Origin of the sequence: Francisella persica ATCC VR-331 (genome assembly GCF_001653955.1) — a bacterium.
Lineage (GTDB): Bacteria > Pseudomonadota > Gammaproteobacteria > Francisellales > Francisellaceae > Francisella > Francisella persica.
The window spans coordinates 898,727-914,809 of record NZ_CP013022.1 but is presented as its reverse complement, the minus strand read 5'-3'; the positions used below and the strand labels follow the sequence as shown (position 1 = coordinate 914,809).

The window sequence follows — 16,083 nt, the reverse complement described above, 5'->3', positions numbered from 1 at the left end:
GCAATAAGATTAAGAAGTGGCAATATATCCTATCTTAGCAACACCTTTATCTGTGCTAGCTGCACAACATACAGGTAAACTCCCTTTTGTTGTTGTAAGACCTTCAATAGAGATAATATGATAACGCATACCATCTTTTGAAACACCCATAAGCTCTGTAGGTTCTATGTTAATACTAAACGCTTCCGCACTTATTGGATATAATTCCAATCCAGATAGATCTATCATTATACCCCATGCATCATCAGTTTTGTATTCTTGTTTTTTATTAGAGTTGCCAAGCTTTATTTTCACATCTGTTGCTCCAGCTTTCAATATGCTTGAAACTTTCTCTTGAAGCTTAACCCTAAAACTAGATTTAATTAAAGCCCCAAAAACAATACTAATTGTAGGATTTATAGAACCTGGTGTTATATCTAATCTTATAACGCTAGCTGCTGCAGTTGCTGAGTCTGCTTTTGTGACATCATCCCCCCCTTCTATAGCAACAAGATTTTTATCAAAAGATTCACCTGCTATACTTAGTGAATCTACAAACAATCTACGTTCTGGGTGAGAACCTATACATGCTGTAGCATCAGTAATTACATTAATACTTTCACCACTTGTTACTTGTTGTCTAGTTATCATTTCACTCATAATCATTCTCCTTATTTATTATTTATTAGAACCAAATAACTCTGGTTCGAGCCTTGTATCTATTGTCATTGAAGTACCCATACCTTCAAACTGGATATGTGGTATTACATTTATTTTACATGAATACCATCCCGGCTTGCCTGGTATAGTCTTAACTTCAATAGACACATTTCTAAATGGATATCTTGCCATTTCTAGAGGTGTTGGCTGGTATACAGTGGTTACAAATTCTGATATCCAATCAGAAAGAATACTTTGAATTTGTTCAGTTCCCACCACACTACCTATCTTATCTCTAATTACACATTTTATGTAATGAGATATTCTCGATATGCACATAGTATAAGAAAGGTTAGCTATTAGCCTTGAATTTGCTGAATCAAAATCATCAACAAATTCTTCTACTTTTTTAACCGAATTGACACTGAAGAAACAAGCATTACTTGTACCTTTTTCACCCACAAATGGAATCAACCCAATATTTGCTAATGAAAGCTCCATATAATCAGCAAATAAAACATTCACAGGTGACCTTGTCTCTAAAACTCCCTTGTTATCATAAACACAAGAAACTAGATTTCTGACATATCCACCACTTTCGACACCTCTAACATACTGAAACCATCTTGTCTTATCATAAGATCTCATTATATTTTTAATTAGCTGTATAGAAGATGGTCCCCATAAATAACTATTGTTATCCTCGTAATTGACAAACTCATTAAAACCTTCCATAAGCTTATACTGAACAGGATTATTCTCAGGATTGTAAGGTTGGCGCAACATAAAATCACCAACTGTTAAACCAATATAAGCAGCTACATCAAGATTTCTAAAATCATTCCACTCTTTGTATCTTGGATGTTCTAACAAAGTTTCAAAACTTTTTATTTGAGTTATCTCAGAAATATCCTTAACACCAAAAAATGATTTATCAATTGATGCTATGAAAGGTGCATGTGAATTTTTAGCAACCATACCCATACCAGTCAACCACATTATGTCATTAGTTGTATTATCAAAGTTATAAAGTCCTAATATGGAACCATATGGTTCTCCACCATATTGATCAAATTCTGATACATATACCTTCTTGAAAAAGTCACTACTCGATATATCATATAAATTTCTTTCGAAATCATACTGCAACTCTTCCTTCTTAACATCAAGAATGCTTACTTCAACATTACTGTAATCTTCTTTACAAACTTCTTGGACTTTTAACCACTCTTGCTCAAGAGCTTTGAACTCATCGTTTGAGATAATTGCATTAACTTGCACATCTATTAGTTTATCAATAACTGTAATAACTTTTTGAATATATTTTTGATTGTAGTTACTTATACCTTGATTATTAGCTAATACTAATGACAATGCCATAAGATTCCTAGCATTGTAGTCACTAGACAATGATAATACTTTAGAAGCATCATCTGAAACATCAAAATCAATACTCTTTAATACATTCTCAACTTCAGCTGATCCGCCAAAATTATTTAGAAGCTCTTCTGCAAGACTTAATTTATTCTCTGACATGTATACTCCTTGGTTATTTATTTTTACTTGTTCCGAGTTATTTAGACTCCTGAGAATCAACATCAATAAAGTCACTAGAATCTTTTATAGTATAGTTAGTTAATGCTGGAATTTTCTTTTTTAAAGCTTCTAACTCATTATTATCAGAGAAGATCATATCGATAACTTTTTTTAGATTTCTATTATTTTCAATATCTTTAGCAAAAGAAGCCAGTATTTCTTTCATTTCTAATAGTGCTCTGATCTCTGGAACCTTTTTTGCAACTGCATCAGGTCTAAAATCTTTCATACCCTGTATTCTATAATTAACTTTTAGATTACTAGGATCTTTTGAAACAAAATTTGGAACTTCAAAATCAAAAGATATGTTCATGTCTTCAAGCACTCTATCAACACCGTTTTTTACTCTTCTTACCTCCCTATCAGTAAACTCTACCTTTGCATCTATAGATCTCCCCTTTGATAAATCTCCTACAACTAAAACTCTATATGGCAATTCTTTTTTCTTTAGAACACCATCGACATTAGTTTCATAATTTATCATCAACCTTGAACTTGGAATATTATTTTTTGACATTTTACTTCCTTTCTTTGATACCTTCTATTGTCAATTCTATTTTAATAATAATCATGAAACAACCATTTTTTTTATAAATAATGATTTTTTATTAGTTTCCAAGAACGAATTTTTTAAAAAAAGCATAACATATAGTTAAATCATGGTTTTCGAAAAATTATTACATGAGGTGCTGTTGAAATACCATATATTTGACTCTAATTGATCAACTATATTATAATTTTTACAATCATAAAAGGGATTATATACAAAAAATCAGTCCAGACTTAGAATCTTTGTTTATGTTTAAAGACAGGAATACAGCGGCTTTATATCACGAAGTCTATGTATATAACAGGTCTAGCTTTAAGCACTACAAGAATTGGCAAAGTATTTGTAATGATCTTATGACTCACGTTTCAGATGCTGATTGACAACAAGTTATGCTAGATTCGTTGATCATAAAAGCTCATGTATGTGCCAATAGCTATGAAATTAATGGAAATGAGGTCCATACTCTGGGACAAAATGTTGGAGGCTTTCTCTACTAAAATTCATACTTACTTAAAGTAATACTCATAATATTACACACGAAAGAATTGTTAAATGGTCTTACAAACTCAATGCGGACAAAGCATACTTTTCTTAAGAAAATCTTAAATTTCTTAGTGATAATCAAAATGAACCAGTTATACTAGTTAGAGGCAATTATACAAAGAATTATAATATTCATTGGTATCTACTATAAAGAAAGACATCTCAAAGACTATTGATATAAATCTATAAAATTTCTAATCTCACAGTATTAGGATGTACTTTTTAGTAAAAATTAATATGAACTTGTGTTTTTTATGTTTATATCTGCCATTTTTAGCAGGTATAGATATTATTTATCATAACTAAATCATCATACTGACTGCTTTTAACATGTTTAAATAGCATGTTTTAATAATGCTTGAGGCTTATACTTTGACAGTAGAAAAGTAGCTTGTAAAATTAAATCTTCTTTAAAATCTACCAAAGTATTGCTCAATCTTATATCTAATTTTAAACATAAGAATATCCTTAACTTTATGTCTTTTCGTTATTGGTTTGTTTCTAACAGCTTTTCGCAATATATGATCTTTGATATTTCTACTTTTATATATTATCAGCGGTATCATATGACTTATCAGCTAACTCTCTATCACTTAAACTATACCATTGAACTAATAGTAGTAATCTAAATATCATCACACTATCAAAAACAAAGGTCTACCTTGTCTAGATACCTTTAAGTATTTTTCTAAACTTATTAAAACTTATTTAGCTTAACAAATTTATTATCTTAGCCCATAATCTTTCTTCTAAACCTAAAAAGAAAAAATCCATAACAATAAATATCTTTCATATCTATATTTTATAAATTTTGATAAAAATAACCAAAATTAAGTCAATTGTCTATATAGAATTTATTTTTTAAAATTAAACGTTTTAGAAAGAGTATTCTCCAGATTTGACAAAACTTGCTAAGCTTTCCTGGCTTTCTATGCTTAGCTAGCACTTTTATTTCGTTTAGATGATAAAGTCCATCATAATAATATAAATATATAAATAGGCCATGCACAAAAATTTACCTTAACCAAATAAAAAAGTGCTAGCTATACAATAAAAATTGAAGTCATATTTACAATTAAATTTTGATTTTTTATTCATTAAACTGAAATAGTTAGATATAATTTTATTATTTCGTATACAAACATTTGAGTTTAATAAATGTACAAATTTTTTATCCAAGGTATAGAAGAATATAAAAGTAAATCAAAAGCGTCTTTAATAAATCCTCAGCTGATACATCACCATGGCTCAGCTGGTATTGAACGAGCAGATTTACTTAAAGAAATTGTTATGCGTTTATTGCTTTGCGGATATTATGATCATATCGAAACTATACTTTCTCTAAAAAATAAAAAAAAATCTTATTTTAGTTCATCGATTTCTGTCGAATTTATCAAACAAATTAATAATGATATTAGATTTACTCCGAAATATTCAGTAGAAAAAATAACCAAAATTCTTAATTCAGGTAATAATCACCCTTCTTCTATGCGCACAATATTAAGAAAATATTTGACTATGTCAAGTGGTAAAATTAATTTTGAAGATAAAAAACTATCTTATTTATATAAAAAACACATTGATCATTCATTAATGGCTTATAAGTTGTTTGCATCTAGTTTGCACAATCCTCTAGATCCTTTTTATACAAAAGTTGAAAATAGAAAAGATATTCTAAAGCATTTACATATAATTAATGACAGAAGTAATAAACATTCAAATATAGACTTCATGGAGTATAACTTTATTTCATCGATTGATTTATTACAAAATCATGTTTACATGGTTAATAATCAAATCAAAGTATATGGACTTCCACTCTATTTTAAAGAAAATCAGATTGCTTTTGTTAGTATAATTGATGATGAATTTCAAATGAATAAGAATATTTTAAATGATAATGGGGTTTTAGAAATATATGCTTTCACTGGTCTTACAGGTGCTGCAAAAAATAATCCAAACCAAAATCAGAAGTCTATTCTTGGATACATATCTTTTCATCGTAAAACTAAGAATTTAACGATTTCATTTAGAGGTAGTCGAAGTGGTGATCCTGTATCAGCTCTGATAAAAGCTTTATTATTCTCTAATGGTAATGCTGATTGGGTAACGGATATGGAAATTTTTAATACAAAATGGAATTTGAAAATAGAAGATTTCTTAAATGTTTATAAAAAAATCTTTACATCAATAAAAGGCATAGACATTTCTTATGGTTTTGCAAAAGCTTTTGCAACAACAGTGGAAAATATTAAATGTATTATTCAAGTTATAAAAGATGAGTACAAAGCTATAAGTTCTATTAGTATAACAGGTCATAGTCTTGGTGGAGCATTAGCGCAAGTATGTTATTTGTGCTTCAAGTTTGGTGTATTAAATCAAAAAGAATTAATAGGTAATTGTAAAATTTATTGTTTCCCATTTTCAGCTCCTCCTATATTAACCAAGTCTTCTATAGTAAAATTAAATTTATTAGATGAATATCAAGTTATCCATAGTTACCTAGATAGTGACTTGGTTCATATGATAAATTTAGATAATAAAATAAAGGCAAAACTTTTAAAAATGTGTGTAAAAATCAAGGGAACATTATCTATTTTTCAAAATCGTAATCAAGAATTAGCTCATTTTGGTGTTAATTTTTTTAAGTTCTCTACAGAATTGTATAAAGAAAAAATTGATTTTCCAAAATCTCATGAGTATGAAATTTTTTACACTATTATACCATTTAATAAATATTTGCCAGCATATGAATTTAAAAAGTTAGATGATATAAAAAATAACAAAAGATTAAACTATATTGAATGCATATTTCATATAATAAATAATTTTGACTTTGATATTATCAGAGATAATGTTCAGTTTATAGGGTTACAGAAAAAAATCGATATTTCTAATATTTTAAAGCAAATTAATAATGCAAATGCTTATTATAAAAAAATTGATCCTAATAATGCTATGACTTTTACAAATTATATTCAAATTGAACATCACATAAGAAATATTATTATTGAAATGAAAAAACAAGGATTTGAAAATCATATACTAATTTTGAAAATATACTGTGAAGCTATACGAGAATGTATACTATAGGTTTATCCGATAGAATACACTCTTCATTCTGAAAAAACTAACTATGAACTCTGCAAAAGTAATATATTTCAACTCTACACGATGGTTTTTCATGATTTTAACTAGTCTAGTCTGATTGTTTGAGACAATTGACTTAATTTTGGTTATTTTTATCAAAATTTATAAAATATAGATATGAAAGATATTTATTGTTATGGATTTTTTCTTTTTAGGTTTAGAAGAAAGATTATGGGCTAAGATAATAAATTTGTTAAGCTAAATAAGTTTTAATAAGTTTAGAAAAATACTTAAAGGTATCTAGACAAGGTAGACCTTTGTTTTTGATAGTGTGATGATATTTAGATTACTACTATTAGTTCAATGGTATAGTTTAAGTGATAGAGAGTTAGCTGATAAGTCATATGATACCGCTGATAATATATAAAAGTAGAAATATCAAAGATCATATATTGCGAAAAGCTGTTAGAAACAAACCAATAACGAAAAGACATAAAGTTAAGGATATTCTTATGTTTAAAATTAGATATAAGATTGAGCAATACTTTGGTAGATTTTAAAGAAGATTTAATTTTACAAGCTACTTTTCTACTGTCAAAGTATAAGCCTCAAGCATTATTAAAACATGCTATTTAAACATGTTAAAAGCAGTCAGTATGATGATTTAGTTATGATAAATAATATCTATACCTGCTAAAAATGGCAGATATAAACATAAAAAACACAAGTTCATATTAATTTTTACTAAAAAGTACATCCTAATACTGTGAGATTAGAAATTTTATAGATTTATATCAACAGTCTTTCTTAGATTGTAGTCTGAAAGTTTATAAATAGCTGAAAGAGTATTCCAAATATAGTTTATTAGGTTTTAAAGAATACTAAATAAAGTATAAGGAATAAATATATTATATCAACATTTAAACTCTTTTAGATAGATATTGTATAGAAAACCTACTTTATACTTTAGGATACGGACGAATCAAAAATAGTAAAAAATATTTCATATAGCAAAACTACAGTTATAAATGAAATTAGTAGAAATACTATAGGTAAAGTATATGATGCTGAAATAACACATAAGCTATATAAAAGTCATAGATCACCAGATGATAATAATATAACTATTACATTAATAAACTTATTAATCGCTACTTTAAAAAAAATATCACCTGAACTGATATGTGATAGACTAAAGTATAAAGGCATCATAAACATTACTCATAAGGCTATCTATAATTTCATGAGATAAATCTAATCTTAGGTATTTATTGTTTTTCAAAGGTAAGCGATATAATTACAGAAAAGAAAGTGTCTCAAAGCAAGGCAAAATAAAGAATAGAGTAAATATATCCCAAAGTCAGATATTGTTAACAATATAGAGTAGTTTACCATTGAGTAAATATACTAATAGGATAGCAAACTCAATTAATAGCCTATTATACAAAGTATCTAACGTATATAAGATGCACACAGCGACATTTGATAATTGTAAAATAATTTGCTAAACATAAAATAAGATAGGTATCAAAGTTTTCTTTACTGACCTATATGGTCCTTGGCAAAGAGGTAGGATGAAAATATTAATAGATACATTAGACAATTTATTCCAAAAGGAACTGACTTTAATAATATTTCACACAAATATCTAAAAAAGTTACAAAATTGAATAATAGACCAAAAAATCTTTAAATTAGCTAACACCTAATGAGGTGCATTTTTAACCATAATAAACATTGCAAACACATGTAAATTTCCTAAGATTTTTTTATACTCAACCAAAAAAAATATAATTTAAAATGACTATTTATATAAATTAATTTGCCCCAATATGACATTATTTTTAGCACCAGTTGCTACTGGAACATTATTATAGTTTTGGTGAAGGGTCTCATTTCCTAGCACAGCAAATGCTATGGCTTCCTTAGCATTACTATTCTCACCAAGATCTTCAAATGTTAAAACTTCCACATCAAGTAAATTAGAAATTGTTTTTATCAAAAACTTATTATAAGCACCACCGCCAGTAAATATTATTTGATCTAATTTTTGTTTGTTAAAAACAAAATCATGATAAGCTACTGCAATACTTTTTGCTGTAAACATTGTCAAGGTATGAACTATATCCTCAGGTCTATTTTGCTTATATTTAGCTATAATCTTATCTGTAAACTCGATTCCAAAAAGTTCTCGGCCTGTTGATTTAGGGGGTTCCTGCTTTAGATATGAATTATCCAAAAGCTCCTGTAACATATCTACAATAACTATTCCAGCTGCAGCAATATCACCATCTTTGTCATAATTTCTGTTAAATAATACTTCCATAGCTCTATTTATCATCATGTTTCCAGGACCTGTATCAAAAGCATAGATATCATCGATATTTGCATTTTTTCGAATAATTGTCGTGTTTGCTATCCCACCTATATTATGAAAAGCCCGTGATTTATTTTTGTCTCTATATAATATGTAATCTACATAAGGAACAAGTGGCGCACCATTACCTCCAGCAGCAATATCACCAGCACGAAAATTTGATACTACGATTGTTTGACATTCATAAGCAATTGTCGCAGCGTCTCCTAACTGTAATGATGATTTAACAAACTGTTCATCACTATTTGCTTGATGATAAATTGTTTGGCCATGACTTGCTATAAACGCTATATCTTTTAAATTCAAGCTATTGGCTGCTACTAGTTTTTTTACTGCATTTGCATATTCAATACCAAGTTTAAAATTAAGACTACATAATAACTGAGCATTACTTGTTGATAAATCTAAAGATTGCTTAATATCATATAATAATTTGGCAGAATACGGATATGTTTGAAAATCTATCAATTTAACATCAATATCTAATCCACTACCTCTAATCTTACACAAAGCAACATCTATTCCATCTAGGGATGTTCCAGACATGATTCCTAAACAATATTTATACTCACTCATATCAAATACCTAGTCTTTAAGCATATCATAATGTATATTTTATACTAAAAAAGTTCTAAACCAATCCTTAAAACTTGTTATGTATATAACTTTGTTTATCCTAAAATTAGAAACAATTTCTTTATTAGTATATATGAGGTACTTACAACTAAAACTTTCACTTTTCATCATCTTCTTTATTAGTTAGTGCTATTTTGCTTAATTAGTTGTTGGTATCGTGATATTACAATCGTTTACTCAATATCAAGTAACCTAAGTTCAAGCAAGTATTCTTGAGGCTTACAAAGATCTAACAATAGCAATCGTTTCATTCGCTATTTGTTCATTCATTACAAGACTTGGTTATAAAAACGCGATGCTTCCTGATTAGCAATTATTGCTACAGATTGTATTGCTATGGCTAGCTTAGATAGCTTTCTAACTGCCAAGATAACTATTAGGCAGGTTTATGGTGGTAGGTTATATGGGTAGCTTTTGCTCTTATCAAAGTTTCTGTATATTCAACTATTAAGTTTCATTACATATGATTCAAAAACACATGCTAGTTTAATGAGATTGTTAGAAGGTTTCTTTCAAATAGGGTGTAGTATTTTTATGCTTTTTTGTTTTTAGTATATTTATACTTTTTAGTAACTGGATTGGCACATACTGACTACTAGCTAGTTTATGTTTTGTGGCATTTGTTTTGCTTTTATTTACTAAGATTGATGAATCAAGCAGTACAAATAACTAAACACTCTAATTTCCTTACTGATACACTAAGTATGCTCAAGCTTATAAAACTACCTATAGTTATGCTATTTATCGTTAGCGTATTTTTTTATCTCTTTTATAGAACAAGGGTACAGTCATGGCTTTCAACATTTAATACCAGAGTGCTTAATATCTTTCTACATCAACTAGTGTCTTTATGGTAAGTGTTTTTGCTTTGAGTATTACTACTGTTAGAATTACTTTTGGTTTTATTATGAGAAGAAAAATTGACTAGAAAAATTATTATATAACTTATATACTGTGCAATACTAATAATATCAACACTTCAACTATCTAAACTTATAAACTCTGATGAATCAGACAGTATTATAGCAATACTTATAGCGCTACTATTTCCGATGACTGTTTTTTTACGGCACCAATATATCCTACATTATGTTCAAATGTTCTTAGTAGCTAACCTGAGAATTTACAAAGTAATATCACTACCACAATACATCAGACAAATGTTGAATTTTTACACCAGTCATCTGACAAGTAGAACTCTTTAAGCTCTCTTATACCTTTACTAAAACTTTATATAATACCATGAGGTAGATTCAAAGAAGTCTATTACTTGGACTGCTACTTCACTTGTGAAGGTTTAAGAGTAGATGGCAATATTCAAACGATTAAAGATATTGCTGATAACTTTGCATACCTTATATACTCTTCTTACCAAATGCTAACATAAAATATTATCTAACACGCTCTCAACCTCCTTTACTTTATTTTATCGTGAATATCCTATATCAAGAGCTTAACATATCTGCTATAGAAAAATATCTACCAGCAATAGAAAAAGAATACTCATTTTGGATAAACTCTAAAAGGAACACCAATGGATGGAATGACTCCTACACTCATTTAGCATGTAAAAAATATAAAAATTGGGGTTTTATCTAAATATTCATGCTGCTTGCGCTAGCCGCCGGTTTTCCAAAGTAGATGATTTTAATACAATAAGATAAGTTTTGGAAAAGTGAAAAAGATTTTTTTATGATCTAAATCATAATACAACTGAACTTACAGACATTACAAGTCTAACGGAAATAACTCCTTTATTCTTAAACATCCAACAGATGAACAAGCTTAGAAAGTTAAGTGATTATTAAAAAAATCCTTAACAAGAGAAGAGGTTTTAGCTATTTGATTCATAACTCTATAATTTATATATATCATTTATCGATTTAGTCACAATAATATTTAAAATAAAATTTACTTAACAACAGGATCTAGTTCACCATTCTCATAGTATTGTAACATTGTCTCAAGTGAAATAGGCTTAATCTTACTAGCCATGCCAGCACTCCCAAATGCTTCATATCTAGCTTTGCAAATTTCTGACATCGCAGCTTTAGCAACGGCATTATATTTGCGTGGATCAAACTCAGCTGGATTCTCAGCCAAGAATCTTCTCACAGCGCCAGTAGCTGCCATACGAAGGTCTGTATCAATATTTACTTTACGCACACCATACTTAATAGCCTCGACGATTTCCTCTACCGGCACGCCATAAGTCTCTCCCATATCTCCACCATAAGTATTAATAACTTCTAGCCAGTCCTGTGGCACAGAAGATGAGCCATGCATTACTAAATGAGTATGAGGGATTCGTGCATGAATTTCTTTTACTCTTCTGATAGATAACACATCACCTGTAGGTGGTTTAGTAAACTTGTAAGCACCATGAGAAGTACCAATAGCTATAGCCAAAGCATCAACTTTAGTTTTTCTGACAAAATCAGCTGCTTCTTCAGGGTCAGTAAGTAACTGATCCATAGATAAAGTACCTTCAGCACCTACACCATCTTCTTCCCCAGCTTGCCATGTTTCTAATGAACCAAGACAACCTAGCTCACCTTCAACTGATACCCCACAAGCATGAGCCATCTCAGCTACATTTTTTGTAACATTAACATTGTACTCGTAATCCGATGGAGTCTTTCCATCTGATTTTAAAGAACCATCCATCATTACAGATGAAAAGCCTAATTGTATAGATCTTTGACAAACTGATGGAGATGTACCATGATCTTGGTGCATACATACTGGTATATATGGATATTCTTCTATCGCAGCTAAAACTAGATGTCTAATAAAAGATGAACCTGCATACTTTCTTGCTCCAGCAGAACCTTGTAAAATAACCGGTGAGTTAACCTCATCTGCAGCTTCCATAACAGCCCTAACCTGCTCAAGGTTATTAACATTAAAAGCTGGTAATCCATAACCATGCTCAGCAGCATGATCCAATAGTTGACGTAATGAAACTAAAGCCATTATTATCTCCTTATCTTACCTGACCTGCAATTATTACTTTAATCTTATTAGTACTTCCATGAACACCCATACTATCGCCACTAGTAAGGACAAAAATATCACCATTTTTAGCCAACTTTCTGTCCTCTAACTCCATAGATGCTGATCTATTTACATATAATTTAGACATCCTAGTTGAGTCAAAGTATATTGGAACCACTCCTCTAAACAAAGTCATAGCACCTAAAGTTGTAGTATTTCGTGATAATGCATAGATAGGTAAATCAGTATTGATACGTGACATCCAACGTGAAGTATTACCACCTTCTGTCAATACGATTAATCCTTTAGCACCAATATCATTGGCAATTTTAACTGCTGCAACAGATACAGCATGATCAATCCTATCACAGTCAGCTATCTTTTGCTTTTTAGAAACATGTGTATACTTACTTTTCTCTGCTGATTCACATATCCTTGACATTGCAGAAACTGTCTCAACAGGGTATTTACCTACTGCTGTTTCAGCTGATAGCATCACAGCATCTGTACCATCAAATACAGCATTAGCAACATCAGATGCCTCAGCACGAGTTGGTGAAGAGTTCTCTATCATCGACTCCATCATTTGTGTAGCCGTAATAGAACCTTTTTCATTTCTTCTAGCTGTACTAATAATAAGCTTCTGTACAGTTGGCACATTCTCATCACCAATTTCAACAGCCAAATCACCACGCGCCACCATCAAAAGGTCAGAAGCATCAACAATACTATTAAGATTATCTTCTAATACAGCCTCTGCTCGCTCAATTTTAGCCACCATTGCAGGTCTCCAGCCAGCTTCGTGGACAAGTTGACGTGCATATTCCATATCCTTACCATCCCTAACAAATGATACTGCTAAGAAATCCACTTGTAGCATCGCTGCTATTTTTATATCCTCTTTATCTTTCTCAGTAAGTGCAGGCGCTGTAAGTCCACCGCCTTTCTTATTAATACCTTTATTATTAGAAACTTTACCACCAATGACAACTTTAGTGACTGCTTTATTTCCTTTTACAGAGTCGACCTCTAAGACAATTTTGCCATCATCTACAAGTAGTATATCGCCTTTTTTCACATCTTGAATAAGCTCTTTATAGTCAATGCCTACAGCATTCTCATCACCATCACCAACGCCAAGTTCAGCATCAAGCGTAAACTTTTGACCCTTTTTAATCTCTACACAGCCATTTTTAAATTTTGATAATCTAATTTTTGGTCCCTGTAGATCAGCTAAAATACCAACATAAGTATCTTGCTCTTTAGCAATCTGACGAATCATCTCTATTCGCTTACGATGATCTTCAGCAGAGCCATGCGAGAAATTACATCTGACTGCATTAACACCTGATTTAATCATTTCTGTTATAGCTTCTCTTGATTCACTTGCAGGACCAAGAGTAGCTAAAATTTTTGTTCTTCTCATATAATTATCCTAAATTACCTAGTTGCTTTTTCTTTAAGTATCTCTACAGCTGGTAATTTTTTACCTTCAAAAAATTCTAGGAACGCCCCACCAGCTGTTGATATATAAGAAACTTGATCTTTGATGCCAAATTTTTCTATCGCGGCAATAGTATCACCACCACCAGCTACTGAAAAAGCAACCGACTGTGCTATAGCCAAAGATAAAGCTTTTGTTCCTGCGGCAAAATTATCAAACTCAAATACTCCAATAGGACCATTCCATAAGATAGTATTTGCTGATTTTAGTAGTTCAATAATTTCTTTTTCAGATTCTGGACCTATATCTAAAATCATCTCATCAGCAGTAATATCAGATATTTTTTTAATGATTGCTTGTGCATTTTTACTAAACTCTTTAGCTACTCTTATATCAACTGGCATAGGAATATTAACTGCTAGAGTTTTAGCTTTAGCTAATATATCTCTTGCTTCAGCTACAAGGTCTTGTTCATATAATGAATTACCAACATTATAACCTTCTGCTTTTATAAAAGTATTAGCAATACCACCACCAACGATAAGAATCTCAACCTTATCAAGAAGATTATATAGCACTGATAGCTTAGTTGAGACTTTAGATCCTCCAACTATTGCCGCCATTGGTTTTTCAGGCGATTTCAAAGCTTTTTCTAGCGCTTGAATTTCATTAGTTAATAATATACCAGCACATGCTAACGGTATATACTTAGCAACCCCATAAGTAGAAGCTTGTGCTCTATGTGCTGTAGCAAAGGCATCCATCACAAAAACATCACCTAAGCTAGCAATCTTTTTAGATAAATCTTTATCTGATTTTTTCTCACCGTTGTTAAAGCGTACATTTTCACACATAACTATTTCACCAGCTTTAACATCAACACCATCTAACCAGTCTTTAGCAAACTTAACCGGCTTATCAATAATTTGAGTCAAAGCTTCTGCTACTGGCTCTAGAGAAAACTGAGGATCATATTCACCCTCTGTAGGGCGACCAAGATGCGACATTAAAATCACAGCACCACCCTGATCTAAAATATATTGAATAGTTGGAATAGCAGCCTCAATTCTAACCTTATTTGTTACCCTACCACTTTTAATAGGTACATTGAAGTCAACTCGAACCAAGACTTTTTTATCTTTTAGATCAACATCTTTTAATGTTAAAAAACTCATTTATATCACCTATCGTGTTTATAGAGCTCCAAAGTACTCTACTACTCTAACCATTTGATTTGTATAAGACATTTCATTGTCATACCAAGATACCACTTTAACTAAAGATTTATCACCTAGTGAAGTAACTTTAGTTTGAGTTGCATCGAATAATGAACCTTCAGAGATCCCTATGATATCACTAGACACTAGCTCTTCTTCTGTATAACCAAAAGATTCATTTGCAGCAGCTTTCATCGCAGCGTTAACATCTTCAGCTGTTACACTCTTAGATACTACAGCAATAAGCTCAGTTAACGATCCAGTTGGTACAGGAACACGTTGAGCAGCACCATCTAATTTACCAGCTAATTCTGGAATTACTAGACCAATAGCCTTAGCTGCCCCAGTTGAGTTAGGCACTATATTTATAGCTGCTGCTCTTGCACGACGGAAGTCATTTTTTGCATGAGGAGCATCTAGAGTATTTTGGTCACCTGTATAAGCATGAATAGTTGTCATAAAGCCACTTTTAATTGTTGCTAAATCATGAAGACCTTTAGCCATAGGAGCCAGACAGTTAGTTGTACAAGAAGCAGCAGATATAATCTTGTCATCTGCATTTAGGATATCGTGGTTAACACCAAATACTATAGTTGGTAGGTCATTACCAGCTGGAGCAGAAATAACTACTTTTTTAGCACCAGCATCAATATGAGCTTGTGATTTTGCTTTTGATACATAGAAACCTGTACACTCTAGAACAAGGTCCACATTTAACTCACCCCAAGGTAAATTAACTGCATCTTTTTCAGCATATATTTTAATATCTTTACCATCTACAACTATAGAGTTTTCTTTTGCTACTGTTACAGATGATTTTGAAAATCTACCTTGAGCAGAATCATATTTTAATAAGTGTGCTAACATCTTTGGATTTGTTAAATCATTAATCGCTACAATCTCAATGTTATCTTTACCAAACATTTGACGAAATGCTAAACGACCAATTCTACCGAAACCGTTAATTGCAACTCTCATTTATCCCTCCTTAAGAT

General features: G+C 30.7%; 11 protein-coding genes and 1 pseudogene. 4 read left to right on the top strand and 8 right to left on the bottom strand.

Annotated elements, in window-relative coordinates; all coding sequences use genetic code 11:
* Window positions 1–9: 9 nt before the first annotated feature.
* From iglC to tssB, 3 genes are read right to left on the bottom strand one after another with little or no spacing between them, the layout of a single operon-like run.
* Entirely contained in the window at window positions 10–639 is a 630-nt protein-coding gene (gene iglC, locus FSC845_RS04120; protein WP_064460842.1) for a type VI secretion system tube protein IglC, read from the bottom strand.
* 18 nt (window positions 640–657) lie between these two features.
* On the bottom strand, window positions 658–2,175 hold the full coding sequence (gene tssC / locus FSC845_RS04115; RefSeq protein WP_064460841.1) for a type VI secretion system contractile sheath large subunit: 1,518 nt from the start codon (window positions 2,173–2,175) through the stop codon (window positions 658–660).
* Between the two features lie 37 nt (window positions 2,176–2,212).
* The gene (tssB, locus tag FSC845_RS04110; RefSeq protein ID WP_064460840.1) at window positions 2,213–2,752 is read right to left on the bottom strand and encodes a type VI secretion system contractile sheath small subunit; all 540 of its coding nucleotides are present in this window, start codon (window positions 2,750–2,752) and stop codon (window positions 2,213–2,215) included.
* 1,734 nt (window positions 2,753–4,486) lie between these two features.
* Here tssB and FSC845_RS04105 point away from each other — a divergent pair.
* Together FSC845_RS04105 and FSC845_RS10215 are read left to right on the top strand one after the other, a co-directional pair.
* Complete coding sequence (locus FSC845_RS04105) at window positions 4,487–6,421, top strand: lipase family protein (protein ID WP_064460839.1); 1,935 nt, start codon at window positions 4,487–4,489, stop codon at window positions 6,419–6,421.
* Window positions 6,422–7,363: 942 nt separating this feature from the next.
* Window positions 7,364–8,115, top strand: a pseudogene (locus FSC845_RS10215) (IS30 family transposase).
* A gap of 106 nt (window positions 8,116–8,221) precedes the next feature.
* Here the strand turns inward: FSC845_RS10215 and anmK are convergent.
* A complete protein-coding gene (gene anmK / locus FSC845_RS04100; RefSeq protein WP_064460838.1) occupies window positions 8,222–9,370 on the bottom strand; it encodes an anhydro-N-acetylmuramic acid kinase AnmK in 1,149 nt (382 codons plus the stop codon).
* A gap of 1,330 nt (window positions 9,371–10,700) precedes the next feature.
* On the opposite strand from anmK, the gene FSC845_RS10055 reads away from it, so the two are divergent.
* Window positions 10,701–10,817, top strand: coding sequence for an alpha,alpha-trehalase (locus FSC845_RS10055; RefSeq protein WP_250635901.1), 117 nt, complete (start codon window positions 10,701–10,703; stop codon window positions 10,815–10,817).
* Entirely contained in the window at window positions 10,781–11,029 is a 249-nt protein-coding gene (locus FSC845_RS08855; protein WP_322786751.1) for a trehalase family glycosidase, read from the top strand. The genes FSC845_RS10055 and FSC845_RS08855 overlap by 37 nt, the downstream gene beginning before the upstream one ends.
* A gap of 312 nt (window positions 11,030–11,341) precedes the next feature.
* Here FSC845_RS08855 and fba read toward each other — a convergent pair whose 3' ends face one another.
* From fba to gap, 4 genes are read right to left on the bottom strand one after another with little or no spacing between them, the layout of a single operon-like run.
* Window positions 11,342–12,406 (bottom strand): class II fructose-bisphosphate aldolase, encoded by a 1,065-nt coding sequence (gene fba, locus FSC845_RS04095; protein ID WP_064460837.1) that lies wholly within the window; start codon window positions 12,404–12,406, stop codon window positions 11,342–11,344.
* Between the two features lie 10 nt (window positions 12,407–12,416).
* Window positions 12,417–13,853, bottom strand: coding sequence for a pyruvate kinase (gene pyk, locus FSC845_RS04090; protein WP_064460836.1), 1,437 nt, complete (start codon window positions 13,851–13,853; stop codon window positions 12,417–12,419).
* Window positions 13,854–13,867: 14 nt separating this feature from the next.
* Window positions 13,868–15,046 carry a phosphoglycerate kinase gene (locus tag FSC845_RS04085; RefSeq protein WP_064460835.1) on the bottom strand — a complete coding sequence of 393 codons (1,179 nt, stop codon included), beginning with the start codon at window positions 15,044–15,046 and terminating at the stop codon, window positions 13,868–13,870.
* Between the two features lie 18 nt (window positions 15,047–15,064).
* Entirely contained in the window at window positions 15,065–16,066 is a 1,002-nt protein-coding gene (gene gap / locus FSC845_RS04080; RefSeq protein WP_064460834.1) for a type I glyceraldehyde-3-phosphate dehydrogenase, read from the bottom strand.
* Between the last annotated feature and the right edge of the window lie 17 nt (window positions 16,067–16,083).

Coding starts and splice junctions, on each gene's coding strand:
- iglC (WP_064460842.1), bottom strand. CDS start 639: ATGAGTGAAATGATAACTAGACAACAAGTAACAAGTGGTGAAAGTATT.
- gap (WP_064460834.1), bottom strand. CDS start 16,066: ATGAGAGTTGCAATTAACGGTTTCGGTAGAATTGGTCGTTTAGCATTT.
- tssB (WP_064460840.1), bottom strand. CDS start 2,752: ATGTCAAAAAATAATATTCCAAGTTCAAGGTTGATGATAAATTATGAA.
- fba (WP_064460837.1), bottom strand. CDS start 12,406: ATGGCTTTAGTTTCATTACGTCAACTATTGGATCATGCTGCTGAGCAT.
- tssC (WP_064460841.1), bottom strand. CDS start 2,175: ATGTCAGAGAATAAATTAAGTCTTGCAGAAGAGCTTCTAAATAATTTT.
- anmK (WP_064460838.1), bottom strand. CDS start 9,370: ATGAGTGAGTATAAATATTGTTTAGGAATCATGTCTGGAACATCCCTA.
- FSC845_RS04085 (WP_064460835.1), bottom strand. CDS start 15,046: ATGAGTTTTTTAACATTAAAAGATGTTGATCTAAAAGATAAAAAAGTC.
- FSC845_RS04105 (WP_064460839.1), top strand. CDS start 4,487: ATGTACAAATTTTTTATCCAAGGTATAGAAGAATATAAAAGTAAATCA.
- pyk (WP_064460836.1), bottom strand. CDS start 13,853: ATGAGAAGAACAAAAATTTTAGCTACTCTTGGTCCTGCAAGTGAATCA.